This window comes from Roseimarinus sediminis (genome assembly GCF_050433125.1).
Classification (GTDB): domain Bacteria; phylum Bacteroidota; class Bacteroidia; order Bacteroidales; family Prolixibacteraceae; genus Roseimarinus; species Roseimarinus sediminis.
The window spans coordinates 278,667-304,496 of record NZ_JBNPXV010000003.1; the positions used below are offsets into that span (position 1 = coordinate 278,667).

A 25,830-nucleotide genomic window follows, 5' to 3' on the forward strand; every position below is an offset into this window, starting at 1 on the left:
AGAAAGGCTGTCTGAGACAAGGCAGCCTTTTTTTTCTGCTGAAAAAACCCAGACATCATTTTTTACCCTTAAAACTTATAATTAACAAGCACTTTCCCCTGCTCGTCCCTTACTATAGCAATGCATAACGCATCGGTTTTTTTAAACGGCAGGATCCAGCGATGTGCGTCACCATTTAAAGGATAGTTGGCCAGCTTTTGTCCATTCAGCTTAAATACTTCCACTTTCGAAAGTTTGCCCCCATAGGCATTTCGGTTTATAGTCAGCGAATTACTTACACCGCTATAGGATAGCGTGACCAATCTCACTTCAGTATTTTCTTCAACCCTGTTAATGCTCTTGCTTGCCTGGCAATCGTTGTAATTTTCATTGAGATAAATCGTTTCACCATTATGTTCGAAACAAACAAACTCCCAAAAATGCTGACCACAGGTAGGCACATTCGTCACCGCAGTCAATAAACCATCTTTCACTCCGCCGATCCCCTCAATCCAGTATTCAAATTCATGATAATACCCTCGTGACTGTTTCACCTTGTATCGTTTACGGTAGCTTTCACCAATCAGCACCGAATCAATTTCAATAATTACAGAAAAATCGTAAGAGAAATCGGTGTGAAAAACGGTATCACCAGCTTCTGTATTGAAATCGTAAAGCAGTACTTCCTGTTCATTGTATTCATTGAATAAAAAACCTCCACCACAATAAAACACTTTTTTTCCTTCTTCTCTTAACAAACCCCAAAACACTTCACTTTGCTGCCCGGCAGACGGAAAACCAGAATAAAGCTTCAAATAGTTGATTCCCTGGCAAGTTGAATCACCATCGAGATAAAATCTTGCGACATAAGGAACTGGTTCTTCTTCCTGGCAGGTCGATTTGATAAAAATATTCCAGTTTGCATTTTCGGTCGGAAAAGCGGTGTACTCCTGAGCCAAAGCAGTTGTAAGTATCAAAAAAGCAAACAGTGAAAGCTGAATTCTTTTCATGGCTTTTGATATTAGTTGATTGAATTTGGGTTCTTTGGATCAAATCTAACAAGTTATCGCCACATAAAAAACATAAAACTCACAAAATTATCTACTTACATAACTGCTTTAAAAATTCATTCAATTCATTATATTTGTGTCCGATGCTCAGGAAAAAAGCAGCCATATTGTTTCTTTTAATCGCCAACTCAGTGATATTGGCACATGCTTTCGTACCCCATCATCATCACTACGAAAAAGTATGTATCGTCACTTCAAACAGTGAATGCGAAGATGAGAACCACCAGAATCACCACAGCGATCATCAAAAAGGACATGACCATCATAAAGGAGAAGAAGCATGCTTGTTGAAAAAAGCATCCGCCATTTTGTCTAATTCTGGTGTTGATAGAAATAATTTTCTTTCGCTTATTCTAATCGATTTACCAGACGAACACGCTGTTCTACCTCAACAAAATCTGATTCCGGAGTTTTTAAAGCACAACTATGAATCTGTAACGCCATTCTACTCAAATAAGTGCGTCAAATCGTTTGGCCTACGTGCCCCTCCCGTCGCCTAAATTCAACTTCCAACATTTTACTGTTCAGGCATAAATGGCAGCCACCGATAATTTGCAGAGCTCCCTTATATGCTGATAAATCGTTTTTCACTACATTAAAAAATACGAACAATGAGATTTCAATATTTCTACGTTGCAGTACTTGCATTTTTACTGGTGCAATGCAACAAACAATACGTGCATGATGGTCATGAAGAAGAAAGCACTATCCTTACAGAGGGAAATGAGCATGAGCATGATGAAGAATCTATACAAATTACTTTCTACAGCAAAAAATTCGAAGTATTTGCCGAAGCAAAAGCTTTTATGGAGGGCCAGCCTTCCTACATTCTTGCACATTTTACGCATCTTGAGAACTTCAAACCACTAACAAATGGAGAAGTTTCTGCAAAGTTGCTAGTGGAAGGAAATGTAGTATCGCAAACGGTAACTTCACCAATTAGGCCGGGCATTTACGAATTTGACATTAAACCCGAAACACCGGGCCATGGCCAGCTAATTTTTACCATCGACACCAGCCAAATCGTTGCTGAAGTTTTCGTGAATGAGCACCAGCATGACAGTGTTGCGCTTCATGAACATGCTGAAGAAGAACACACAGTTTCACAGGGAGATGTTGTGTTTACCAAAGAGCAATCGTGGAAAGTTGAATTTGCAACTGCCCTTCCATATTATGAACCCTTTGGACCGGTTATCAAAACTTCCGGTAAAGTCATGCCTGCTCCCGACGATCAGCTTATTATAGCAGCCAAAACAAACGGGTTTGCAAGTATTAAACGGCAACAATTAATGACTTCGGGAACTGAAGTAACTACAATGCAGGTAGTAATGAACATTGCTGGAAACAACCTGGCCGAAAATAATGCCAGTGTGCGCTATGAAACAGCCAAAAACAATTTCGAAAAAGAAAGTAAAAACTATGAGCGAATAAAGTCTCTTGCAAATCAGCAAATCGTTTCAGAAAAAGAACTTTTGGCCGCAAAGACCAGTTTTCAAAATGCAAAAATTTTGTTTGAAAACCTGAACTCAAATTTCAACAATGAGGGGCAACAGGTCATTGCGCCAGTCACTGGTACAATCAACCAGGTGATGGTTGAGAACGGACAATATGTTGAAGCCGGTCAGCCCTTGTTTTCGATACTCAAAAACAAACGACTGCTAATAAGGGTCGATATACAACCCAAGTATGCCTCGGTCATCGGTTCTTTTAACGATGCCATCATTCGAAACGTGCAAAACAACAAGACTTATACTTTAAACCAATTAAATGGCACGGTGGTTTCGCATGGTCGTTCAATAAACACCGAGAATTTTCTCCTTCCTGTATATCTTGAAGTGGATGCCCAAAGCGATCTGATTTCCGGAAGTTTTACCGAAGTCTATCTGAAAAGTAAGAACGAGCATCCTGTTATCAGCATTCCCAATACATCTATTTTAGAAGAATACGATCATTTTTATGTTTACGTGCAGAAGACACCTGAACTTTTCGAGAAGCGCGCCATCACACCCGGCAGCACCGATGGAATCAAAACTTCCATTATCAGCGGCATCGAATCCCACGAACGAGTAGTCACCAAAGGAGCTTATCTTTTAAAACTTTCTCAATCGACAGGTACGCTTGATGCACATTCTGGTCACGTTCATTAAAAATATAAACCATGTTGGATAGGATAATAAAATTCTCACTCAAAAATAAATACCTCATTCTAATATCAGCTGTTTTGCTGATCGTTGCCGGTGTACAAACTGCCCGTAACATGGATGTTGATGTATTTCCCGATCTCACTGCTCCTACTGTAGTGATTATGACCGATGCACACGGCATGGCATCGGAAGAGGTTGAAAGACTGGTCACCTACCCTATTGAAACCGCCGTAAACGGAGGTACCAGTGTGCGCCGTGTCCGTTCAGCTTCTTCACAAGGTTTTTCATTCGTATGGGTCGATTTCGACTGGGGCACCGACATTTACAAAGCCCGGCAAATTGTTAGCGAGAAGCTGATAACTGTTGCATCGCAAATGCCAATCGGTGTTGGTCAACCAATTTTGGCTCCTCAGTCAAGCGTAATGGGCGAAATCCTATTTATCGGTTTAAAATCGGATTCTACCAGCATGATGGATTTACGAACCATCGCCGAATGGAATATAAAACCATTGATACTGGCAACCAGCGGAGTATCTCAAGTCACAATTATTGGTGGTGATTTTAAGCAATACAAAGTACTGGCCGATCCGCAAAGGATGAAACACTTTGGAGTTGCTTTGCATGAGCTCACCAACACCTGCCAGGGAATAAGCCAGAATGCCACTGGAGGTGTAATACGTCAATATGGCAATGAATTCGTACTAAGAGGCATTGCCCGAACTAACAATCTGGAAGAATTGGGGAATGCCTACATTAAATCATCGGGTGGAAAACCCGTACGCGTTCGGGATGTTGCCGAAGTAGTTATTGGAAGTGCAGTTAAAATGGGCCATGCTTCTCAAAACGCCAGCCCGGCAGTAATCATTTCTGTTTCGAAACAACCCAATATTAACACGCTCAACGTCACACAAAAAATTGAAGATCAACTAAAAGAACTTCAGAAAACACTGCCGCCCGATGTACAACTTGACACCGGAATTTTCAGACAGGCCGATTTTATCAAAACTTCAGTAAACAATGTACAACAAGCGCTTATTGAAGGTGCTGTTTTTGTAGTCGTTATCCTCTTTCTATTTCTGGGAAGCTTTCGAACCACCATTATTTCACTGCTTGCTATACCACTTTCGCTATTAGGTTCGATATTGGTACTGAAAGCGCTCGGACTTAATATCAATACCATGAGTCTGGGTGGGATGGCAATTGCAATAGGATCGCTGGTCGATGATGCCATCATCGATGTAGAAAATGTATATAAAAGATTACGGCAAAACCACCGAAAACCTGTTAAAAAACGAAAATCTGCAATTAAGGTGGTATTTAATGCTTCAAAAGAAATCAGGGCTTCGATACTGAATGCGACCATCATCATCATTGTAGCTTTTCTTCCCCTGTTTTTTCTCTCGGGAATGGAAGGAAGGATGCTAAAACCTCTGGGAATATCCTTCATCGTGTCACTTTTTGTTTCACTTGTTGTGGCCATGACGCTAACTCCCTTGCTGGCCAAAATGCTTCTAAGCAGCGAAAAATATCTGAACAGAAATCATCAGGAGAGATGGCTGGCCCGCCAGCTGGAAAAGGGATATATAAAATCACTTCAATGGGTTTTGCTTCATAAAAAATTAATTCTATTACCAACCATCGCATTATTCATTATTTCATTAGTCACCTTCGCATCGCTGGGTCGTAGTTTTCTTCCAGAGTTCAACGAAGGTGCTCTTACTATTTCGGTGGTAACAAAACCTGGAACTTCGCTCGAAGTCAGCAACGAACTGGGGAACTACATCGAAGAAACACTTCTGGCAATTCCTGAGGTAAAAACAACGGCACGACGAACAGGCCGTGGCGAACTTGACGAGCACTCACAAACGACCAACAGTGCCGAAATCGATGTCAACTACACACTTGATGAACGAACTCAGGAAGTTTTTTTGGCCGACGTACGCGAAACATTGGCTCAAGTTCCCGGAATTGCAAGCACCGTAGGGCAACCACTTGGTCACCGCATCGACCACATGCTATCGGGTACCCGGGCCAATATTGCCATCAAATTATTTGGAACCAACCTGAACGAAATGTATAACATTGGAACCCAAATCAAAGCTTCAATCAGCAATATTGAAGGTTTGGTTGATGTTAATGTTGATCAGCAGGTTGATATTCCGCAGCTGCAAATCAGGGCCAGGCGCGACATGCTTGCAGCCCATAAAATTAGCATAGACCAGTTCAATGAATTTATCGATGTTGCCTTTGGTGGTGAAAAGGTGGCCGATATTTACGAAGGGCAAAAAAACTTCGATCTTGTGGTTCGGCTCAATCAAGATCATACCGAAAGTATCGAAGGCCTTCGATCGGCACTTATTACCACCGACGATGGCAAACAGGTTCCCCTCGAACAGGTAGCCGACATTGTATCGAGTTCGGGCCCGAACTCGATCAAACGAGAAAATGTACAACGTAAAATTGTCATTTCGGCCAATGTCGCCGAACGCGACCTGCGCGGCGTGGTCGAGGATATTCAGCAACAGATTGATGAAAATATCACTTTACCCGAAGGTTACCGGATTGAATATGGCGGTCAGTTCGAAAGTGAAGCAAAAGCTTCAAGCACCCTGATGATGGCTTCCATTATTTCCATTTTATTGATCTTCTTATTACTATATCAGGAATTTAAAAATTTCAGATTGGCTGGTATTATTCTCATAAACCTTCCTCTGGCACTCATAGGGGGAGTATTTTCCATCTTTTTCAACAATGGAATTTTGAGTATACCTGCCATAATCGGTTTTATTACGCTTTTTGGAATTGCAACGCGAAATGGTATTCTCTTAATTTCAAACTACCAGCACCTGCAACAACAAAATAAATCTTTTCAAAAAGTTATCGTAAACGGATCGGCCGACAGGCTAAATGCTATCCTGATGACTGCACTCACAGCAGCACTGGCACTTATCCCCCTGGCCATGAAAAGCGATATGCCCGGTAATGAAATCCAAAGCCCGATGGCCAAAGTTATTTTGGGAGGTTTACTTACTTCAACATTGTTGAATATCTACATCATCCCCATTGTTTACAGCATTTATTTTAAACACTTAAATCAGAAAAAACAAACAAAATGAAGCTAGTAATTATTAACATATGCTTGGTGTTTTGTTTGAGCGAAGCACTTTTGGCTCAGCAAAGCGTCGACGAAGTGCTTAGGATTGTAGAAACTAACAATACAGAACTCATTAAAATAGGCAAACAATTTGAAGCCGGAGTGCTCGCCAATAAAACTTCGCTACTTCCTGAAAATCCCGAAATTGAATTCCATTATCTTTGGGGCAATAATGCTGACGTGGGCACCAGAACTGATTTTAGCATTTCCCAAAGTTTCGATTTTCCGACAAGTTACGTCCACAAAAAAAAGCTTTCAGAATACAAAATAAATCAGGCTAAACTGGAATATTTCAGGCAGAAAAAAGCCATACTTTTTAATGCTAAAAATATATGCATTAAGCTCATTCACAAAAATGCCTTAATCGAAATTTATACTCAGAGTCTTCATCAGGCCGAACAAATCGAAATGGCCGTAAGCCAAAAATTCGAGCAAGGTGCAAGCAACCGTATAGAACTTAACAAAGCAAGTCTTAACCTGCTTAATACCAGAAAAGCTCTTGAAAGTGTCATCATTGAAAAGGAAAAGCTTTTGAATGAACTAAAAACCTTGAATGGAGGCAAGGATATTTTGCTTAACATAGCCGTTTACAGTGTACCTCTTTTGCCACCCGACTTCGAAGCATGGTACAAGCAACAAGCTCAAAACAATCCGCTATTAAACTGGCTTAAAAAGCAGGTTGAAGTAAGTGAAAAAGAAATTCAGCTTCAAAAGGCGATGCGCCTCCCAAAAGTAAGCGTTGGCTATATGAGTGAAGCCATTGTAGGAGAAGAATTTAAAGGGCTGACCTTTGGTGTTTCCATTCCACTTTGGGAAAATAAAAACAAAGTCAATTATGCCAAAATAAATGCCGAAGCCACTGAAAGTGCGCTACAACATTTACAAGTTGAAATGTACAACGAGTTAAAATCACTTCATCAAAAAGCAGTCAAGCTGCAGAATACCGTCAGCGATTACAAACAACTGGTAGAACAATACAGCAATGTGAATTTATTAAAAGAAGCTTATGAGCAAAAACAACTATCGCTGATTGATTACCTTTACGAGCAATCAATTTATTATGAAAGTCTTGAAAATGTGCTTCAATTAGAGAAAGAACTGAACATAACATTTGCCAAACTTTACAGATTTTTGTAAACCTTGCTGTCATTTCCGATTTATGTTTCGAAGTCAGCGAAGTGTAAATTACTCGTTTATTAACCTTTGAGCTTTAAATGATGTACAATTCATTTTCAAACGCCAATTCGCTATATTTGTGCCTCCATTAAATTTTCAGAAAGCTTATAACCATTAATCGATAATAATCATGGCACAATTCGTTTATCAGAAACCTTTTCCAATTCAAAAGGATACGACAAAATACCGACTCCTATCGAAAGACTTCGTTCAAACGGTCGATTTTGAAGGACAAAAAATGCTCAGAGTCGACCCCAAAGGGCTTGAACTAATGGCCCGTGAGGCCTTTGCCGATGTTTCATTCTATCTGCGTCCGGCACACCTTGAAAAGGTGCGCAGCATACTCGATGATCCCGAAGCAACCGATAACGACCGCTTCGTAGCGCACACCATGCTCATTAACCAGGTGGTGGCTGCCGAAGGCGATCTGCCCACCTGCCAGGATACGGGAACTGCCATTGTGGTAGCGAAAAAAGGAGAAAGAGTTTTTACGGGAGTCAACGATGCCGAGTACCTGTCAAAAGGAATCTACGACACTTACCAGGATCGCAACCTGCGCTATTCTCAGGTGGTTCCGTTTTCGATGCTCGAAGAAAAGAACACCGGAAATAACCTTCCCGCACAAATAGACATCTATGCCGAGGAAGGCATGAAATACGAGTTTCTTTTCCTCACAAAAGGAGGCGGGTCGGCCAACAAGACCTTCCTCTATCAACAAACCAAGGCCCTGCTGACCGAAGAAAGTCTAAGTAAATTTGTAAAGGAAAAAATTAAGGATCTGGGTACTTCGGCCTGTCCGCCTTATCACCTGGCACTGGTTATTGGAGGCACTTCGGCCGAGGCGACCATGGCCACTGTAAAGAAAGCATCGGCCGGCTATTACGACCATCTGCCAACCGAAGGCAATGAAGGAGGCCAGGCCTTTCGTGACCTGGAGTGGGAAGAAAAAGTGCTGAAGATTTGTCAGGAAAGCGGCATCGGCGCCCAGTTTGGCGGTAAATACTTTGTTCACGATGTACGTGTGATCCGTCTGCCCCGCCATGCAGCTTCGTGCCCGGTCGGTTTGGGTGTTAGTTGCAGCGCCGACCGTAACATAAAGTCAAAAATTACTGAAGAAGGTATTTTTGTAGAAGAACTCGAAAAAAATCCACGTCGCTTCCTGCCCGAACGGGCACCCGAACTGGCTGCGCCTGTCAACATCGATCTCGATCGCCCCATGAAAGAAATTCTGGCCGAACTTAAAAAGTATCCGGTTAAAACCCGCTTGAATTTGTCGGGAACCTTAATTGTTGCCCGCGACATAGCTCATGCTCAAATCAAAAAAATGATCGAAGAAGGGCAGCCCATGCCCGAATACTTTAAGAAACATCCGGTATACTACGCTGGTCCTGCAAAAACACCTAAAGGTATGGCTTCGGGAAGTTTCGGGCCTACCACCGCAGGACGCATGGATCCTTACGTTGAAGAATTCCAGCGCCTTGGCGGATCAATGATCATGCTGGCCAAAGGAAATCGCTCACAGGCCGTTACCGATGCCTGTAAAAAACATGGTGGCTTTTACCTGGGTTCAATTGGCGGACCCGCTGCCATACTGGCAAAAGAAAGCATCAAGTCGGTTGAAGTGGTCGATTTTGAAGAATTGGGAATGGAAGCCGTACGAAAAATCACGGTCGAGAATTTCCCTGCCTTCATTATTGTTGATGACAAAGGCAATGATTTCTTTGCCGAATTTTCGCACTAAACAAACAAGCCTTATACTAAAAAAAGACGGAGCATGAATTCATGTTCCGTCTTTTTTATTTTTTCCTGCTAAAAGGCATAGCCGATGCTGAATCCGGTTTTTATACCCGGAATCCAAAATGGAAAACGCACATTCAGGTGATCATCGTGCACCGTGGTTTTTGTTTCACTGTACAGAAAGAGATAACCTGAATCGTCAAAAGCTTTTTTGACATCATCCTCAATCTGAGCATAATTGAATCCGTCAATCGATGAACGATAATTGGCATTAATGTTTACACTTTCGGCTCCCATGCCAACAAAATACAAATCAATCGACCAACGCTGGTCTATCAGCCAGTGATAGCCCATCTGAAAGCCTGCACCTATCGACGAAAGCCTTGCATCGATGGTAAAGTTATTGGTTTCAATTTCGTCAGAAAAGTCGACACCATAGTTCCAGTAACGCAGATAAGGACCAATATACAGTCCTGAAATTGCATCCGAAGCGCCAACATAGAAACGAAAGTCGAGGGCAGTATGCCAACCGGTATTAAAGCCTTCGAAAGAGATGCCTCCACTCTCGTTGAACAATTGATCGGTATTGAAAAACCCGATGTTCATATCCCAATAGCCCAGGTTTAAATTCATACTCGACCGCGGTGTAAGTGCACGTTCGTAAGCCAGCGAATAATCGCCATAAGTGATTCCGCTCAGCCCCAGCTTAACAACATTCTCCTGGGCAAAAGAAACCATCGAAGTGACAAACAGTGATAAAAATAAAAGTCTTTTCATTTTGTAGTTTTTTAGCGTTATGCACGACCATATCTTTATGATAGTGCCGTAAACAGGGTATTTAGTTTATTCCGGCACAATTTAGGGATTAGCTCACGATAAAAAAAGTATTGTCATCTAAATAAAACAGATACAACAAAGCAATTTTGGTTTTGTCGCAACAGTAGTTTTTACCCTTTCCGATACAGCCATTGGGCTATTTTTCGACGTCGAAGTCTGTAACTTTTCTCACACAAATTATAACACCTGTTAAAAACATGCCCAAATGAATCGGCTTTTTCAGTAATTATTTACAATTAGCTAAGCTTAAATCTATTGACTAAGATATTTATTTTATGTACATTAAGCATTTCAAAACCAGTACATTTTTTAAGATTCATTTTAAATAAGACATCCACCCTTTGACCTATCCAGATGTTTGCATTTTATCAAATTGCCTTTATAAATTTGAACTAAAAATTAATAAAATGAACACTGTAGAAATTAACAAGCGTTACACTTTACTAACAGAAGACAGCTGCTGCCTAAGTTGTGGTGGAGCGCTTGACAAGAGTGAGGCCCGAATTGGGGAGGTATGCATCGATTTGGGAAGCGGACGGGGTACCGATGTGCTTCGGCTGGCAGAAGCAGTTGGAAATGAAGGTTTTGTTTACGGTGTAGATGCAACTGCATCGATGATTCAAAAGGCAGAAAAAACAGCCGAGAAAATGGGAGTTGAAAATGTAGCTTTTCTACATTCCGACCTTGAAGAGATTAATTTACCGGATGAAACTGCCCATCTGATTATTTCAAACTGCACCCTCAACCATGTTGCCAACAAGGTAAAAGTTTGGAAAGAAATATATCGACTTCTAAAAAATGGTGGCCGCTTTGTGATTAGCGATATTTATTCAATGGAAGAAGTTCCTGCCCAATATGCTAACGACCCTGCCGCTGTGGCTGAATGCTGGGCTGGTGCCATCACCCGTGACGAATACATCAAAATTGTAAAAGCAGTGGGATTCAGGGATTTTGAGATTCTTGAAGAAAGTACTCCCTACGACAAGGGAAAAATTGTTGTGGCCAGCTTTACCATCAGTGCAAGCAAGGATGAGTTCAGCTGCTGTTAATCAGTAATTTTTTTATTCATTTTTAAATAGTTCTTAATATGAGAAGCTTAGTAAAGAAAAGCAAAAAAGAGAACAAGGCTGTAGCACAATGCTGTGCAAAACAATCGAAAATTGTAGCCGGATGTCATGATTAAAGGCGTCCGGCCTTTTTCAAAAACAGTCATTTGAAAAGTCAGTAGTCAGGATGAAAGTATTTTCATTTTTGACTACTGACCAATCTTATCTACAACACCATGGAATTATCAAAATACAACATCCTATCCAAAATCCATCAAAGCAATGAATACTTTGTGGTAAATGCTCTTTCGGGTAGTGCCGATGTGATGGATGAGCGCACCTTTATTCAACTGAAGAATGCTGACAGTGGGGTGGCCGAGTTTACTGAAAAGGGCTATCTGGTTGACCCTGCAGAAGAAAAAAAACGCTTCAGGGAAAAATATTTAAAGTTTCTGGACGACCGGGAAAATGACGAAGTACAGATTTTCTTTGTCACCAACTATTCATGCAACTTCAACTGTTCGTATTGTTACCAGGCCGCATATGAGGAACATCCTCAGAAACTTACCAAAGAAATCATTGATGCCTTTTTTGAGCATGTTAATGCGCGCTTTGCCAATCGTCGGAAATACCTTACACTTTTCGGGGGTGAACCTTTTCTGAATGCCCCTGCACACAAGAAGTTAATTAGCTATTTTATTCAGCAGGCCAGGTCCTTCCAAATCGAGGTGGCCGCTGTAACGAATGCCTATCATCTGGTAGATTATCTCGATGTTTTAAAAGCTGGTACGATCCGCGAAATACAGGTCACACTCGATGGTATTGGAGAAGTACACGACCAACGTCGTCCGCTAAAAGGGGGTGGTGCTACCTTTCAACGCATCGTAGCCGGCATTGACCAACTGCTTGCCAATCAGATTCCCGTCAACCTGCGCATGGTGGTCGATCGTGAAAACATCGACAACCTGCCTGCTTTGGCACAGTTTGCCATCGACAAGGGGTGGACGGCAAGTCCTTTGTTTAAGACCCAATTGGGTCGAAATTACGAACTGCACGAATGTCAGTCCAATCAGCAACGCCTTTATTCGCGCCTCGACTTATACAAGGATTTGTATCGCCTATTGCAGGAACATCCTTACATACAGGAATTTCACAAACCCTCATTTTCCATTTCGAAGTTCCTTTTTGAACATGGCGAAATGCCGGAACCACTCTTCGATGCCTGTACAGGTACCAAAACCGAATGGGCTTTCGATTTTACAGGAAACATTTATGCCTGCACGGCAACTGTTGGAAAAGAAGGCGAAAGCCTGGGTACCTTTTTTCCTGAATCGAAACTTTACAACGATGAAATTGAAACCTGGGAAGAAAGAGACATCCTTTCCATTCCCAAGTGTAGGGACTGCAATCTGGCACTGATTTGCGGAGGCGGATGTGCCTCAATGGCAAAAAACTACAATGGCGAACTGAATTCGCACGACTGTCGTCCGGTAACTGAACTACTTGAGTTGGGAATCGGGCATTATATGAAAACTGAAAGCTAACAGCCCATGGATTGCACCCTATGTAAAAACAGAATCTGTCGGGAAGGAGAAAAATGTGCCATCGTTTCTTTCGACAACGATGAGGTGCTCGCGCGCTACCAGCAGGAACAGCCAATAGTACAGGCTGCCGCCCGCTTGGTCGACAATGGCAGGGCGGGCACCTTGCCACGATTAATGGAAATTGTTGAATTGGCCCATCTGCTGAAAATGCAGAAACTGGCTCTGGCCTATTGCTACGGAATGGAGAACGATGCCCGCTCAGTTGCACAATATTTGCGTAAAGAAGGTTTTACTGTCGAAGCAGCTTCATGTACTGTTGGCGGACTTGCACAGAATCAGATCAATACCGAAAGCAACAATTGCAAGGTAGCCTGTAATCCTATCGGGCAGGCTTTACAGCTCAACCAGCGTCAACCCGACCTGGTAATCACCATGGGATTATGTCTTGGTCACGATTTACTTTTTCAACGAAATATCAAAACCGACACGACAACCCTTCTTGTGAAAGACCGTGTTCATCAACATCAGCCACTCCTGGCGCTTGAAAGTATTAAAAACTAAAAATTGACTAAAAATGAAAGAAATTACAGCCAAAGAATTCGACACTGAAGTAAAAAAAGGGGGCAAAGTGTTGCTCGACTTTTACTCAACCGAATGCCCTCCCTGTGAAGCACTGGCACCCAAACTCGATGGTTTGGATGAATTATTTGGTGATGAAGTCAAATTCCTGAAAATTTTCCGTCAGGGCAATCGTGACCTGGCCGAACAACTGGGTGTAAAAGGCTCTCCCACTCTCCTCTTTTTTGACGAAGGACGTGAAGTTTGTGCCCGCCTGAGTGGTGGCATCAAACGCTCCGAAATCATCAGGGAAATGCGACACATGATCGGCAAAAAAGAAGTCGACACGGTGATCAACAAAGTACAACCAACCATTACCCATACCGATGTTGCCATTCTGGGAGCTGGACCCGGCGGGCTAACAGCCGGGCTTTATCTTTGCCAGGCAAAAATCGACACAACACTTATCGACATTGCCCTGCCGGGAGGAAATGTTTCAACAACGCACATGGTATCCAACTATCCCGGCTTCATCGATCCTCAACCCGGCTACCTGCTTTCGCACAACATGTCGGAGCAAACCAAAAAATGCGGAACCAATTACAAAGTGGCAGTAGATGTTACCCGGGTCGACCTTGAAAAGAAGGAAATCATCATCGACGAACAGGAAACCATCAAGGCTAAGAAAATAATCATTGCAACCGGCACTTCACCCAATAAAATCGGAATCCCGGGAGAGATGGAATTCAAAGGTCAGGGTGTTTCGTATTGCGCTACCTGCGATGCAAAATACTTTGTCGATAAGGAAGTGGTGGTAATCGGCGGCGGAAATTCGGCCATCGAAGAAGCTGATTTCATTTCTAAATTTGCATCAAAAATTACCATCGTTCATCAGTTCGATAAACTGCAGGCCAATAAAACAGCGCAGGAAAAGGCCCTGAACAATCCGAAGATTGAATTCCTTTTTGAACATGAACCAAGGGCTTTCAAAAAGGATGGCAGCAAAATGGTAGTTGAAGTAGAAGCGCTCAAAACAAAGACAATGAAAACGCTCACTACCGATGGGATTTTTGTTTTTATCGGTTTGCGTCCCAATCTCGATTTGTTTGGAAAACAACTTGAGCTTGATCAGTGGGGTTACATTAAAACCAACGAGGACATGCAAACCAACATCGAAGGCGTTTATGCGGTGGGTGATGTAGGAAGTAAAAAGTACCGGCAAATAACTACGGCCATTGCCGATGGAACCATTGCAGCCATCGCCATCACAAAAGAAATCGACTAATAAATCAGAAAATCGCTTTGCAAATTATACTATTGAATGGGAAAGGTTGCCGGCAAGGGCAGCCTTTTTCCATTATTAATCGAAGCGCAATTATTAAACCTGCCACTTATGCCGGCTTTATTTTTTGTATGTTGGCTTTGGGTTTTATTTTTCCATCCTGTGTGCCCCGGTAATAAATGACCAAACCATTCAGAAAATTGCGCAAAATCTGGTCCCCACACGGTTTAAAATTAGGATGATCCTCGCTGCGAAAAAATGCACTCAGCTCAACAGTGTTTATTTTAAAATCGACCAGCGACAAAATCTCGACAATATCGGTATCTCGCAGTTTGAGTGCGACCCTCAGTTTTTTCAAAACATCGTTATTGCTCATAACCTGAATTTTAATAATACGAAGAGGCTGTCTGACAGCTGCAAACAACCTCTCGCCAATGATTTTAAATAACTACAATTCAATATTTTCAATGGCATTTTTGATACGTTGCAGCGTTTCTTTCTTGCCAATCATTTCACAAATCTCGAAAAGGTCGGCTCCCATGGCTGTGCCAACAATGGCCAACCTGAATGCATTCATAACAACACCAAAGCCCCATTGCTTCTCGTTAACAAAGGCTGAAAATGCTTCCTTGGCAGTCAATGCCTCCCATTCACCCTGATAATTCTCCAGAAAATCGTGCACTTCCTGCATCATTTCGGGTACTCCTTCCTTCCACCGTTTTTTTACTGTTTTGGCATCGTATTCAACAGGGGCCATAAAGAAATAATAGCCCTGCTCCCAGATATCGGGTAAAAAAGTGGCCCTTTCCTTCAACATACCAACCACTTTAACAAGGTAATCCATTTCGGCACTGAATCCTTTTTCTTTAAGGAAGACATTGAATGCTTCGGCTAGTTCTTCATCGGCCTTCATCATCATATACTGATGATTGAACCATTTGGTTTTATCCGGGTCGAATTTCGATCCTGACTTTCCAACCCGTGAAAGATCGAAAGCATCGATCAGTTCCTCCATCGAGAAGAGCTCCTGCTCGGTACCCGGATTCCACCCCAACAAAGCGAGCATATTAACAAAAGCTTCGGGAAAATAACCGTCCTGACGGTATCCGCTCGATGTTTCACCCGTTTTAGGATCGGTCCACTGAAGCGGGAAAACAGGGAAACCCATTTTATCGCCGTCGCGCTTGCTCAGTTTGCCTTTGCCCACCGGCTTGAGAATCAATGGCAGGTGCGCAAACTTTGGAGCTTCCCAGCCCAAACGTTCGTACAATAAAACATGCAAAGGCATCGATGGCAGCCATTCTTCTCCCCTGATTACATGGGTAATCTTCATCAGATGATCATCGACCACATTGGCCAGATGGTAAGTTGGCATTCCGTCTGATTTGAACAGAATTTTATCGTCGAGCTGACTGGTGTTGAAAGCGACCCTTCCTCTGATCAGATCGGTATCGCCTACTTCAACATCGACAGGCATTTTAAAGCGAATTACATATAAAGCCTCCTTATCAAGCAAATGTTGTACCTCATCGCTTGTCAGCGAAAGGGAGTTACGCAATTGATTTCGCGTGGCTGCATTGTAAGTAAAGGTTTCACCACGTTGTTCATAGTCGCTGCGCAAGGCATCGAGTTCTTCGGCGGTATCAAAGGCATAGTAAGCGTCCCCGCTTTTTACAAGTCGGTCGGCATATTCAGAATAAAGACGCTTTCGTTCCGACTGCCTGTAAGGACCAAAGGCTCCACCTTCTTTAATTCCCTCATCGATTACAATTCCACACCACTCGAGCGCTTCCATAATGTATTCTTCAGCGCCCGGAACGTAACGGGTTTGATCGGTATCTTCGATGCGTAAAATAAAATCTCCGCCATGCTTACGGGCAAAAAGATAATTGAACAGCGCCGTACGCACACCTCCCATGTGCAAAGGTCCGGTTGGACTAGGGGCAAATCGTACCCGTATTTTCTGATTCGTCATTTCCAATAGTGTTAAAAATATTTTCAAATATACGCTTTCGACGGCTCACCACAAATTGATAGCCTCGGTGAACTTAACTTTATCATCCCCTTCAGCACAGCTTTTCGTGATTTGACAATTTTTACGATGCCGCCTGTTTAAAATTTTATGTAAGCGTTCAAAGTAATTAATACTTTCATACTTAATGTTGAAATTACCCATCTGTTTCACCTTTCACCATCACAATCATAATGTCCACCACACTAAACTGCACGTTTGTAAAAGAATATTAAAATGAACTGGAACAGTAGCCTTTAATGCCGTATTTTTGTAATCCATGAAAAAAACGAAAAACTATGGCTTACTTATTAATTTTATTAGGGGTTTCATTAATAGCAACAGGGGTGGCCTTTGTGTATGAAGCCGGAAGAAATAATTCATTATAAGCTACCCATTTCTGCTAAACAAAACGCCTCTTTAACAGGGGCTTTTTTTTTGCCGTTTAGCTACTATTCACACAAAACATTTCAATTCATTACGCTCATCCAAGATAAATGAACACTGATCACAACTCAGATCAACTTCATAAAAGATAGGCCTTTAAACTGGATTATGAGACTTAATACTCCTATTTTTGTAGGACAATATTAAACTAATACACCATGATTTATCTGTTTATCGCATTAGGAATATTTATGTTGGCCGTGGGTTTGGCTTATTTCAATGAGTCGAAAGAGAAGCACACCTCATAGTGCTTTTATTCTTACCATAGTTACCAATGCCGTTGCATGATATTAGAAAAATGCAACCAAATTTAATCTGTGATAAATCCAATCTATTTAACAAAACGCCTGCAATTGTAAAGCGTTTTTTTTTGCTCTTTTCATTTAAAACAAGGTGCATTTTATCCGGAAATAATAGCATCTCATCCAAAATTAAAATAATTAAGCTAGACTGCGACGTAAAACTTCTGTATTTCGATCTACCCATTGGCATACACCTGCAAAAAATCACTAGTCGGAGAAATACAATTTGCTACTTTTGGTAGAAATCCAAAAAGTAAAATCATGTACGGAAAAATACAAAATGATTTGCATGAGGTGCTCGAATCGTTGAAAGAACAGGGATTATTCAAGACCGAACGCATCATTACCTCGGCGCAGGGTTCACTCATCGAAGTAAATCACGGGCAGAAAGTGCTAAACTTTTGTGCCAATAATTATCTTGGTTTAGCCAACCATCCCGAAGTGGTAAGTGCGGCTCAGGAAACCATGCAACAATGGGGCTTTGGTTTATCCAGTGTTCGCTTTATTTGTGGGACACAGGAAATACACAAACAGCTCGAAAAAAAAGTTTCTGAATTTCTGGGTACCGAAGATACCATATTGTACTGTGCAGCTTTTGATGCCAATGGAGGTGTATTTGAGCCGCTTTTTGATGCTGAAAGTGCCATTATTTCCGACGAACTCAACCATGCCTCCATCATCGACGGGGTTCGTTTATGCAAGGCACAACGTTTTCGTTACAAACATTCCGACATGAATGAACTGGAGCGCTGCCTGAAAGATGCTTCAAAAGCAAAGTACAGGGTCATTGTCACCGACGGCGTTTTTTCAATGGATGGAGATATTGCCAAACTCAATGAAATATGCGACCTGGCAGAGCAATACGATGCCCTGGTATTGGTTGACGACAGCCATGCAACAGGATATATAGGCAAGCATGGCAGAGGCACTCATGAACATTGTGATGTAATGGGACGCGTCGACATCATTACCTCTACTTTTGGGAAAGCATTGGGAGGCGGAAATGGCGGTTTTACCTCAGGCCGTAAAGAAATCATTGAAATGTTGCGTCAACGTTCCCGCCCATACCTTTTTTCAAATACCCTGGCGCCGGCAACTGTAGGAGCAAGTCTGAAAGTACTCGAACTACTTACGCGCTCGAATGCACTTCGGAATAGAACCATCGAGAATGCCCAGCTGTTTCGCAGCAAAATGGAAGCGGCGGGTTTCGATCTGGTAAAAGGTGATACAGCCATTATACCCGTAATGATTTACGATGCTCCGCTGGCCGTAAAGTTTGCCGATCTCCTGCTTCGCGAAGGCATTTATGTTATCGGTTTTGTTTATCCGGTAGTACCCAAAGGAAAAGCACGAATCAGGGTTCAAGTCTCGGCCGCTCACCAAACAAGCGAGATTGAACATGCAGTTGATGCATTTACAAAAATTGGAAAACATTTGGGCATTATATAAAAAGCTCATCAACACTGAATTCGACAAAATCAAAAGTGCATCCGTTAAAAATTGCAAAGAGGGATGCATTTTTTTGTTAAATCTTTTGAACATGTCGATTTAAAATTCGAGATTTGCCCTTGCTTAATTAAAATACATTGCATATGATCACAACTTCGGAGAAAAAGCTTTATAAGGTTTTACGCAACGTTGGTGTAAAACGGCAATTCATCACCTGGGCCGAATCGATTGAAGACCTTTACCTCGATGATTTCGATTTCAACTTGTTGGTTTATTACTTTGAACATGAATTCGAAGTACAGTTAAAGAAAGATGAGATCGAACAGCTCACTTCACTTCCGGCTTTTTACGATTACATTAACGAGAAGATTAAAATGAATTAGTGTAAACCATCAACAATAAGAAACAGCCATCCCCGTCAGATCGAATTTGACGGGGATATTTTTTTTCTGCTTAAATATTCTCATTTTTATAACTTGTAACTAACTATTAAGCGAGGAATCCATGAGGCGCAGTATTTATTTTTCAGTGTTTTTTCTTTTTATATTCATTCAGGGAGTAGCAGCTCAGCAACAACAATCGTTACTTAGCCAACTGGAACGCATTCCGGGAATTGTTTCGCTTGAAGAAAAGGAACATGATGATTTTTTTACCGAAAGTTACCTCATCATGATTGAGCAGCCGCTTGATCATCAGAATCAGGCAGCAGGAACTTTTATCCAAAGAGTATTTCTTTCGCTTAAAACACAATACAGTCCGGTTGTATTCGTAACCGAAGGTTATCATGCATCGTATGCCGAAAAGAAAGGATACATCAATGAATTGAGCAGAATACTTGAGGCCAGTCAGCTGGTTGTTGAACATCGTTATTTTGGAGCGTCACGACCGGAACAAGCCGGTTGGGATTACCTGACTATCGAAAATGCCGTTGCCGACCTGCACCGGATTTATCAGCTTTTCAGTTCAGTTTTTAAGCAAAGCGACTGGATTGCAACCGGCATTAGCAAGGGAGGGCAAAATACCATGGCTTACAAAGCCTTTTACCCCAACGACATGGATTTGTGGGTTGCCTACGTAGGCCCCATCAATTTTTCAGTTGAAGACGAAAGAATGGAGGAATTTATTGAAGAGAACGGAACGGCGCCATGCCGCCAGCGCATCGAAGATTTTCAGCTTTCGGTTTTAAAAAACAGAGCACAAATCCAAACAATGCTTGACAGTTTGATTGATGTAGAAAATTACACTTATAGTATTTCGAATGAAGAGGTGCTCGATTTCAGTGTACTCGAATATTCCTTTGCCTTCTGGCAATGGGGCTGGAGCTGTTCATCGATACCCGGTGAGGACGCACCGGTCAGTTCACTGTTTAAACACTTAGTAGCAGTAAGTGACCCGGGCTACTTTTCGAAAGAGCAAACGGCACCGATTAAACCCTTTTTCATACAAACATTGAAAGAGTTTGGTTATTATGGTTATGCTACCGACAATTTTGAACCCTATCTGACCATAAAGTCAGCCGATGGCTATATCGAAAAGGTTTTTTTGAACGATGAGCCTGCAATGAGTTTTAATAAGAAAAGTGCTAAAAAAATAAGCAAATCCTTAAAAAAGAATGATGAAAATCTGATACTGGTTTACGGTGCCTGGGATCCATGGACCGCAGCTGCTTACATTCCCGGAAAAAGAAGTGATGCAAGGATTTTTATCAAACCGGGTGGTTCACACCGCACCCGCATTAGCAACATGTCGTATGAGCAACGTGCTGAGATTTATAAGTTAATTGAAAATGCGCTTGAAAACGATTAGCGGCCCCGGAGTGCTTCAATTTCATCAATTTCCATAGGCTTTTTCCGCCCCAGCAGTCGATTACTTCGGCGGGTTATCAGATAATCCTGCTCAATGCGTACCCCTCCAAAATTGAGATATGATCGTACTGCCTTGTAATTAATGAATTGATCGAATTTATTTTCAGCCTTCCATAAATAATACAACTCAGGAATAAAATAGATTCCGGGTTCGATGGTTACCACATGTCCGCTTTGTAGTGACTTTGATAAACGCAATGATTTAAGACCGAACTGAGTACTCTTGGCTTCACCCGGATTGTAACCAACATTGAGCTCTCCAAGGTCTTCCATGTCGTGTACATCGAGGCCCATCATGTGGCCAAGGCCCGTTGGAAAAAACAGGGCATGCGCACCGGCTGCTATCGCTTCTTCAGTATTTCCTTTGGTGATTCCCAGTGCTTTTAAACCTTCAAATAAAATGCGACAGGCTTCAAAATGCACCTCCCTAAAAGCGATGCCTGGTTTCAGCATGGCTGCCGTAGCATAATGTGCTTCGAGCACCAACTGGTAAATTTCGCGTTGTTTGCGTCGGAATTTTGCAGATACCGGGAAAGTACTGGTCAGGTCGCCTGCATAGTGCATGGGGGTTTCAGCTCCTGCATCAAGCAAAAATAATTGTCCTTTTTTCAACACATTATGGTACGAATGATTGTGAAGCACCTCCCCTTTTACGGTGGCAATCACAGGAAATGAAGGTTGACCACCTTTGGCAAGCACTGTTTGCGTTACTTTTGCCATTACTTCGGCCTCACTCATTCCGGGTTTTGCAAACTTCATGGCTGCTTCATGCATGTCGACCGACCAATTAACAGCTTTGTCAATTTCAGCAATCTCCTCTTCACTCTTTATTTCGCGTTGTGCAACCACTACGCGAACCAACTCTTCCGACGATTTCAGATTGAACTGATCGGGACGGATGTTCAGCAAACGCAATAGTTTGATCTTATTTTCAGGACGATAAGGTGGAAGAAAATGGATATTACGCCCAGCTGCATTGGCTTCCCGCAAAACGGTATAAAGTTTAACAACCGGTAAGACCTCATAAATACCAATTTTCTCTGCTTCATCCCTCAACGATGCTTTGTTGCCCATCCATACAATTTCATCGGTAGTGAGTTCATCACCAAACAGGGTTTCCTGTCCACTATCGAGGTCAATTACCGCCGAAAGCGATGGTTTATCAATACCAAAGTAATATAGGAACGAACTGTGCTGGCGAAAAGGATAAGGATTATCGGGATAATTCATCGGTGACTCCTCGTTACCCAGAAAAAGAATAATCCCCTTCTGCATCTTTTCTTTCAAATAAGCTCTTCGCTGTATGTACAATTGTTTGTTGAACATGTTAATCGGTCTCTGATGAATCATCAAAAATAAACTATTTCATCTTCTTCGCTTAACAATTTAACAACAAATTACAGGATGGGTCGATAAACACCCCAAAACTAAATTCCAAAGTTTCTGAATCATAGAAGAAATATAAGCGCAATACGCCATCGCTCATTTAAGCTTTATTGCGATAAGTTGTTTTGAAATGTTGCGAAAAGAAGCAATCTTTGTTGATGATTGATCATAAAATTTTATCAGCTATGCCCAGAATACTTGTCATTGACGATGAACGTGCCATCCGTAATACACTGAAAGACATACTTGAATACGAAAAATACCAGGTCGATCTGGCCGAAAATGCCAATCAGGCCCTGGAATTAGTGAAAACCAACGAATATGACATTGCGCTTTGCGATATTAAAATGCCCGACATGGACGGGTTGGAACTGCTTCCCCACTTAATGAATGCACACCCCGACACCCCTGTGGTGATGATTTCGGGGCATGGCAACATCGACACTGCTGTTGAAGCCATCAAAAAAGGAGCCTACGACTTTATTGAGAAACCGCTCGATTTGAACCGCTTGCTGATTACCATCCGAAATGCAATGGACAAATCGAACCTGGTCATCGAAACCAAAAGCCTGCGAAAAAAAGTAAGTCAGAAATATGAAATTGTTGGTGAATCGGACGCCATCAAACAGCTGCTCGACATGAGCGACAAGGTGGCTCCCACCGATGCCCGCGTTCTGATTACAGGCGCCAACGGTACCGGCAAGGAACTAATCGCACGCCGGCTGCACGACCTAAGCAACCGGGTTTCGGGACCCTTTGTTGAAGTAAACTGCGCTGCCATTCCTTCCGAACTGATCGAAAGTGAATTGTTCGGGCACGAGAAGGGTGCTTTTACTTCGGCCAACAAGCAACGAAAAGGAAAATTTGAACAAGCCGAGGGAGGAACGCTTTTCCTTGATGAAATTGGCGACATGAGTCTATCGGCACAAGCTAAAGTACTAAGGGCTTTACAGGAAAATGTAATATCACGGGTAGGTGGTGATAAAAACATCAAGGTGAATGTTCGGGTAATTGCCGCCACCAACAAAGACCTGAAAAAGGAAATAGAGGAAGGACATTTCAGGGAAGACCTTTATCACCGGCTAAGCGTAATTGTATTGAATGTTCCGGCCCTTAACGACCGAACGGAAGACATCCCGATACTTGCTTCCTATTTTATTGAACAAATTTGCACGGAATATGGCATCCCCATCAAAAGCATAAACAACGAGGCACTGGATGCATTGAAAAAGATTAACTGGACCGGTAACATCCGCGAATTCAGGAATGTGATTGAAAGGCTGATTATACTGGGCGACAAAGAAATTACCAGGAGCGACGTTCAGACCTTTGCGGCAGGAAACAAATAAAAACCAACATATTACACCAATTCACCCCTTTAAAAATCTTAAATCCACTATGCTAAACAAGCAAACAATTATTGTTGTACTGCCAGCATACAATGCAGCAAAAACATTGAAAAAAACTTACGATGAAATAGATTTTACCATTGTCGACGATGTAATTCTCGTAGATGACAAAAGTTCAGACAATACGGTTGATATTGCCCGACAACTGGGAATCAGACACATTGTTCAGCACGATGCAAATAAAGGTTACGGAGGCAATCAGAAAAGCTGTTACAACAAGGCCCTTGCGCTCGGTGCCGACATTGTTATAATGCTACATCCTGATTATCAGTATACACCAAAGTTAATCCCGTCGATGAGCCATTTGATTTCAAATGGCTTATACCATGTAGTTTTAGGATCAAGAATACTGGGAAAGGGAGCACTTAAAGGAGGAATGCCCTGGTACAAATATATCGCCAACCGCATTCTTACATTGATTCAAAATATTCTTATGAATGCAAAACTATCGGAATACCATACAGGCTACAGGGCTTTTTCGCGCGAATTACTCGAGACCATCGATTATAATAGCAACTCCGATAATTTCGTATTCGACAATCAAATGCTCGCTCAAATATGTATGGCTGGCTTCGAAATTGGTGAAATTACCTGTCCAACCAAATATTTCGACGATGCATCCAGCATTAATATTAAAAATAGTATCGTATATGGTTGTGGTGTGCTAAAAACATCACTTCTTTATAGGCTGAAAAGATGGAAACTTGCTAATCCTCAAATATTCAGTAAAATTGTTTACAAAAAACACTAAGCAAAACTGCACTTCAATTTTTAAGTAACTTTATAAACTTTTTAAAGATTTGTCAAACCTTAAGAATGTTTTATGATAAACAAAGTCTATCGCCTTCAACTTGTTTTTGTCATAGTACTGCTATTTGTTGCCTTCGTCTACAATTATCATGAAATATTATTTTATCCACCATTTGGAATTCACATTTGGAGACAAAGCGACAGTTTATCAATCACACAAAACTTTTTCAGAGAAAACTTGTCCTTTTTTGCTCCTCAAATTAACTGGACCGGCCCCAATGGTAATCATAAAACAGTTTCTGAATTTCCTCTGATCTATTATTCTGTGGCTCAATTATGGAAGATTATCGGCCAAAAAGAGTTCATCTTCAGACTTATCAATATAGGTATTGTTTTTTCAGGATTGATTTTTCTTTTTAGAATTTTAAAGCAGGAATTGAAAGATAATTACTGGGCAATGTTTGTACCCTTATTTTTGTTCGCTTCTCCTCTACTGACTTTTTACACCAACAATTTCACTGCCGACGCACCTGCCTTAGGATTAATACTTTGCGCTGCCTATTTTTATTATTCTTATCGCAAAAGCAACAAGTTAAGACACATTTCAGCAGCTGTAATACTCGCTTCGTTGGCAGGAATGATTAAGATTACTTCATTAATCCTGTTTGTAGCCGTTTTTTCCTTACTATTACTTGAGTTGCTTATTTCAATCATTAAGAAGAAAAGAATTATCAATGACCAAATACTAAGCGTAGTCCCTTTTTTAATTGTTATCGTTTTAAACCTGATATGGTACACTTATGCAAAACGCTATAACGCGATGAATCTCAATGGGATCTTCTTGCAGGATATTTATCCGATATGGGATTTAAGTGCCGAAAAACGAAAGCTTGTAGCAGATCTCTTGTATTTCAAGCTTCTGCCAACTTTCTATAACAAAATGGCGTTGGCTGTTTTGGGGCTATTATCATTTATTGCCATGGCATTCAATCAAGGAAAACACAAAAGATTTTTATTTACTTACATCATTACGCTCCTGGGTGTTTTTATCTACATAATTCTGTGGTTCAAAGCTTTCGACGTACACGACTATTACCTGACCAACTTGCTGATAATTGTACCTTTAGCACTAAGTGTAATCTTATTAACGCTAAAAGAACGCTTCCCTTTCGCATATAAACACCTTATTACCAAATTGATTGCCACCGCATGTCTTTTACTGTTGATCTGGCAGACATCAATGATTAATCGCATTAAATACGATCCTAATGATCGTTGGCTTACTGCCAATTACTTTATGGATACAAAAGAGGTTGAACTATGGAAATACAAACATCATCATTACCAGAATTACATTTCGGCCTATGAAAGCATTACACCTTATTTACGGGAATTGGGAATTTCACGCAACGATCTGGTCTACAGCACGCCTGATGCAACAATTAATCATACACTTTACCTGATGGATCAAAAAGGGTTTAGTGATTTCGGCTATTCAACGTTCAGTGCAAAAGAGAATATCAACAAACGGATTGACTTATTCATTGAGATGAATGCTAAATATCTCATCGTAAACGATCCGAAAATCCTGTCACGTATTGAATCCCGCTTTCTTGAGAAGAAAATCGGCCAATACAAGAACATTGAAATTTACCAGCTGTTCTGAATAAATTAAGCAAAGATA

At 41.6% G+C, this 25,830-nt stretch carries 20 protein-coding genes; 15 read left to right on the forward strand and 5 right to left on the reverse strand.

What is annotated here, in order from left to right:
* Positions 1-68 precede the first annotated feature (68 nt).
* Positions 69-989 carry a hypothetical protein gene (locus tag FHS86_RS05795; protein WP_429412025.1) on the reverse strand — a complete coding sequence of 307 codons (921 nt, stop codon included), beginning with the start codon at positions 987-989 and terminating at the stop codon, positions 69-71.
* Positions 990-1,132: 143 nt separating this feature from the next.
* Between FHS86_RS05795 and FHS86_RS05800 the strand changes: the two genes are divergently transcribed.
* The 5 genes from FHS86_RS05800 (at position 1,133) to FHS86_RS05820 (ending at position 9,264) form a co-directional block, all read left to right on the forward strand.
* On the forward strand, positions 1,133-1,549 hold the full coding sequence (locus FHS86_RS05800; RefSeq protein WP_429412026.1) for a DUF6769 family protein: 417 nt from the start codon (positions 1,133-1,135) through the stop codon (positions 1,547-1,549).
* Positions 1,550-1,660: 111 nt separating this feature from the next.
* Positions 1,661-3,196, forward strand: a complete 1,536-nt coding sequence (locus FHS86_RS05805) for an efflux RND transporter periplasmic adaptor subunit (RefSeq protein ID WP_429412027.1) — start codon at positions 1,661-1,663, stop codon at positions 3,194-3,196.
* A gap of 11 nt (positions 3,197-3,207) precedes the next feature.
* Entirely contained in the window at positions 3,208-6,309 is a 3,102-nt protein-coding gene (locus FHS86_RS05810; protein WP_429412028.1) for an efflux RND transporter permease subunit, read from the forward strand.
* A complete protein-coding gene (locus tag FHS86_RS05815) occupies positions 6,306-7,484 on the forward strand; it encodes a TolC family protein (protein ID WP_429412029.1) in 1,179 nt (392 codons plus the stop codon). The genes FHS86_RS05810 and FHS86_RS05815 overlap by 4 nt, the downstream gene beginning before the upstream one ends.
* 169 nt (positions 7,485-7,653) lie before the next feature.
* Complete coding sequence (locus tag FHS86_RS05820) at positions 7,654-9,264, forward strand: fumarate hydratase (RefSeq protein ID WP_429412030.1); 1,611 nt, start codon at positions 7,654-7,656, stop codon at positions 9,262-9,264.
* A 68-nt stretch (positions 9,265-9,332) separates the two neighbouring features.
* On the opposite strand, the gene FHS86_RS05825 is transcribed toward FHS86_RS05820, so the two are convergent.
* The gene (locus FHS86_RS05825) at positions 9,333-10,037 is read right to left on the reverse strand and encodes a DUF3575 domain-containing protein (protein WP_429412031.1); all 705 of its coding nucleotides are present in this window, start codon (positions 10,035-10,037) and stop codon (positions 9,333-9,335) included.
* A gap of 467 nt (positions 10,038-10,504) precedes the next feature.
* On the opposite strand from FHS86_RS05825, the gene FHS86_RS05830 reads away from it, so the two are divergent.
* From FHS86_RS05830 to FHS86_RS05845, 4 genes are all read left to right on the forward strand, one after another.
* The gene (locus FHS86_RS05830) at positions 10,505-11,146 is read left to right on the forward strand and encodes a methyltransferase domain-containing protein (protein WP_429412032.1); all 642 of its coding nucleotides are present in this window, start codon (positions 10,505-10,507) and stop codon (positions 11,144-11,146) included.
* A 233-nt stretch (positions 11,147-11,379) separates the two neighbouring features.
* Positions 11,380-12,687 (forward strand): radical SAM protein, encoded by a 1,308-nt coding sequence (locus FHS86_RS05835; RefSeq protein ID WP_429412033.1) that lies wholly within the window; start codon positions 11,380-11,382, stop codon positions 12,685-12,687.
* Positions 12,688-12,693: 6 nt separating this feature from the next.
* Complete coding sequence (locus FHS86_RS05840) at positions 12,694-13,248, forward strand: DUF1847 domain-containing protein (RefSeq protein ID WP_429412034.1); 555 nt, start codon at positions 12,694-12,696, stop codon at positions 13,246-13,248.
* 13 nt (positions 13,249-13,261) lie between these two features.
* Positions 13,262-14,530: an FAD-dependent oxidoreductase gene (locus tag FHS86_RS05845; protein WP_429412035.1), complete on the forward strand. Its 1,269-nt coding sequence runs from the start codon at positions 13,262-13,264 to the stop codon at positions 14,528-14,530.
* Between the two features lie 106 nt (positions 14,531-14,636).
* Here the strand turns inward: FHS86_RS05845 and FHS86_RS05850 are convergent, their stop codons facing one another.
* Together FHS86_RS05850 and gltX are read right to left on the reverse strand one after the other, a co-directional pair.
* On the reverse strand, positions 14,637-14,903 hold the full coding sequence (locus tag FHS86_RS05850) for a DUF1456 family protein (RefSeq protein ID WP_429412036.1): 267 nt from the start codon (positions 14,901-14,903) through the stop codon (positions 14,637-14,639).
* Positions 14,904-14,975: 72 nt separating this feature from the next.
* Positions 14,976-16,502, reverse strand: a complete 1,527-nt coding sequence (gene gltX, locus FHS86_RS05855; protein WP_429412037.1) for a glutamate--tRNA ligase — start codon at positions 16,500-16,502, stop codon at positions 14,976-14,978.
* A 1,046-nt stretch (positions 16,503-17,548) separates the two neighbouring features.
* Between gltX and kbl the strand changes: the two genes are divergently transcribed.
* The 3 genes from kbl to FHS86_RS05870 all read left to right on the forward strand — a co-directional run bounded on the left by kbl (position 17,549) and on the right by FHS86_RS05870 (position 20,542).
* A complete protein-coding gene (gene kbl / locus FHS86_RS05860; RefSeq protein ID WP_429412038.1) occupies positions 17,549-18,736 on the forward strand; it encodes a glycine C-acetyltransferase in 1,188 nt (395 codons plus the stop codon).
* A 143-nt stretch (positions 18,737-18,879) separates the two neighbouring features.
* Positions 18,880-19,119 (forward strand): hypothetical protein, encoded by a 240-nt coding sequence (locus FHS86_RS05865; protein WP_429412039.1) that lies wholly within the window; start codon positions 18,880-18,882, stop codon positions 19,117-19,119.
* 121 nt (positions 19,120-19,240) lie between these two features.
* Positions 19,241-20,542, forward strand: a complete 1,302-nt coding sequence (locus FHS86_RS05870) for a S28 family serine protease (protein WP_429412040.1) — start codon at positions 19,241-19,243, stop codon at positions 20,540-20,542.
* Here the strand turns inward: FHS86_RS05870 and FHS86_RS05875 are convergent.
* Positions 20,539-21,951, reverse strand: coding sequence for an aminopeptidase P family protein (locus FHS86_RS05875; protein WP_429412041.1), 1,413 nt, complete (start codon positions 21,949-21,951; stop codon positions 20,539-20,541). The two genes, FHS86_RS05870 and FHS86_RS05875, sit on opposite strands and share 4 nt — an antisense overlap.
* Positions 21,952-22,172: 221 nt before the next feature.
* On the opposite strand from FHS86_RS05875, the gene FHS86_RS05880 reads away from it, so the two are divergent.
* The 3 genes from FHS86_RS05880 (at position 22,173) to FHS86_RS05890 (ending at position 25,812) form a co-directional block, all read left to right on the forward strand.
* The gene (locus FHS86_RS05880; RefSeq protein ID WP_429412042.1) at positions 22,173-23,336 is read left to right on the forward strand and encodes a sigma-54-dependent transcriptional regulator; all 1,164 of its coding nucleotides are present in this window, start codon (positions 22,173-22,175) and stop codon (positions 23,334-23,336) included.
* Between the two features lie 49 nt (positions 23,337-23,385).
* Positions 23,386-24,147 (forward strand): glycosyltransferase family 2 protein, encoded by a 762-nt coding sequence (locus tag FHS86_RS05885; RefSeq protein ID WP_429412043.1) that lies wholly within the window; start codon positions 23,386-23,388, stop codon positions 24,145-24,147.
* Positions 24,148-24,219: 72 nt separating this feature from the next.
* Complete coding sequence (locus tag FHS86_RS05890) at positions 24,220-25,812, forward strand: ArnT family glycosyltransferase (protein WP_429412044.1); 1,593 nt, start codon at positions 24,220-24,222, stop codon at positions 25,810-25,812.
* The last annotated feature ends 18 nt before the right edge of the window (positions 25,813-25,830 follow it).

Coding starts and splice junctions, on each gene's coding strand:
- FHS86_RS05795 (WP_429412025.1), bottom strand. CDS start 989: ATGAAAAGAATTCAGCTTTCACTGTTTGCTTTTTTGATACTTACAACT.
- FHS86_RS05800 (WP_429412026.1), top strand. CDS start 1,133: ATGCTCAGGAAAAAAGCAGCCATATTGTTTCTTTTAATCGCCAACTCA.
- FHS86_RS05805 (WP_429412027.1), top strand. CDS start 1,661: ATGAGATTTCAATATTTCTACGTTGCAGTACTTGCATTTTTACTGGTG.
- FHS86_RS05810 (WP_429412028.1), top strand. CDS start 3,208: ATGTTGGATAGGATAATAAAATTCTCACTCAAAAATAAATACCTCATT.
- FHS86_RS05815 (WP_429412029.1), top strand. CDS start 6,306: ATGAAGCTAGTAATTATTAACATATGCTTGGTGTTTTGTTTGAGCGAA.
- FHS86_RS05820 (WP_429412030.1), top strand. CDS start 7,654: ATGGCACAATTCGTTTATCAGAAACCTTTTCCAATTCAAAAGGATACG.
- FHS86_RS05825 (WP_429412031.1), bottom strand. CDS start 10,037: ATGAAAAGACTTTTATTTTTATCACTGTTTGTCACTTCGATGGTTTCT.
- FHS86_RS05830 (WP_429412032.1), top strand. CDS start 10,505: ATGAACACTGTAGAAATTAACAAGCGTTACACTTTACTAACAGAAGAC.
- FHS86_RS05835 (WP_429412033.1), top strand. CDS start 11,380: ATGGAATTATCAAAATACAACATCCTATCCAAAATCCATCAAAGCAAT.
- FHS86_RS05840 (WP_429412034.1), top strand. CDS start 12,694: ATGGATTGCACCCTATGTAAAAACAGAATCTGTCGGGAAGGAGAAAAA.
- FHS86_RS05845 (WP_429412035.1), top strand. CDS start 13,262: ATGAAAGAAATTACAGCCAAAGAATTCGACACTGAAGTAAAAAAAGGG.
- FHS86_RS05850 (WP_429412036.1), bottom strand. CDS start 14,903: ATGAGCAATAACGATGTTTTGAAAAAACTGAGGGTCGCACTCAAACTG.
- gltX (WP_429412037.1), bottom strand. CDS start 16,502: ATGACGAATCAGAAAATACGGGTACGATTTGCCCCTAGTCCAACCGGA.
- kbl (WP_429412038.1), top strand. CDS start 17,549: ATGTACGGAAAAATACAAAATGATTTGCATGAGGTGCTCGAATCGTTG.
- FHS86_RS05865 (WP_429412039.1), top strand. CDS start 18,880: ATGATCACAACTTCGGAGAAAAAGCTTTATAAGGTTTTACGCAACGTT.
- FHS86_RS05870 (WP_429412040.1), top strand. CDS start 19,241: ATGAGGCGCAGTATTTATTTTTCAGTGTTTTTTCTTTTTATATTCATT.
- FHS86_RS05875 (WP_429412041.1), bottom strand. CDS start 21,951: ATGATTCATCAGAGACCGATTAACATGTTCAACAAACAATTGTACATA.
- FHS86_RS05880 (WP_429412042.1), top strand. CDS start 22,173: ATGCCCAGAATACTTGTCATTGACGATGAACGTGCCATCCGTAATACA.
- FHS86_RS05885 (WP_429412043.1), top strand. CDS start 23,386: ATGCTAAACAAGCAAACAATTATTGTTGTACTGCCAGCATACAATGCA.
- FHS86_RS05890 (WP_429412044.1), top strand. CDS start 24,220: ATGATAAACAAAGTCTATCGCCTTCAACTTGTTTTTGTCATAGTACTG.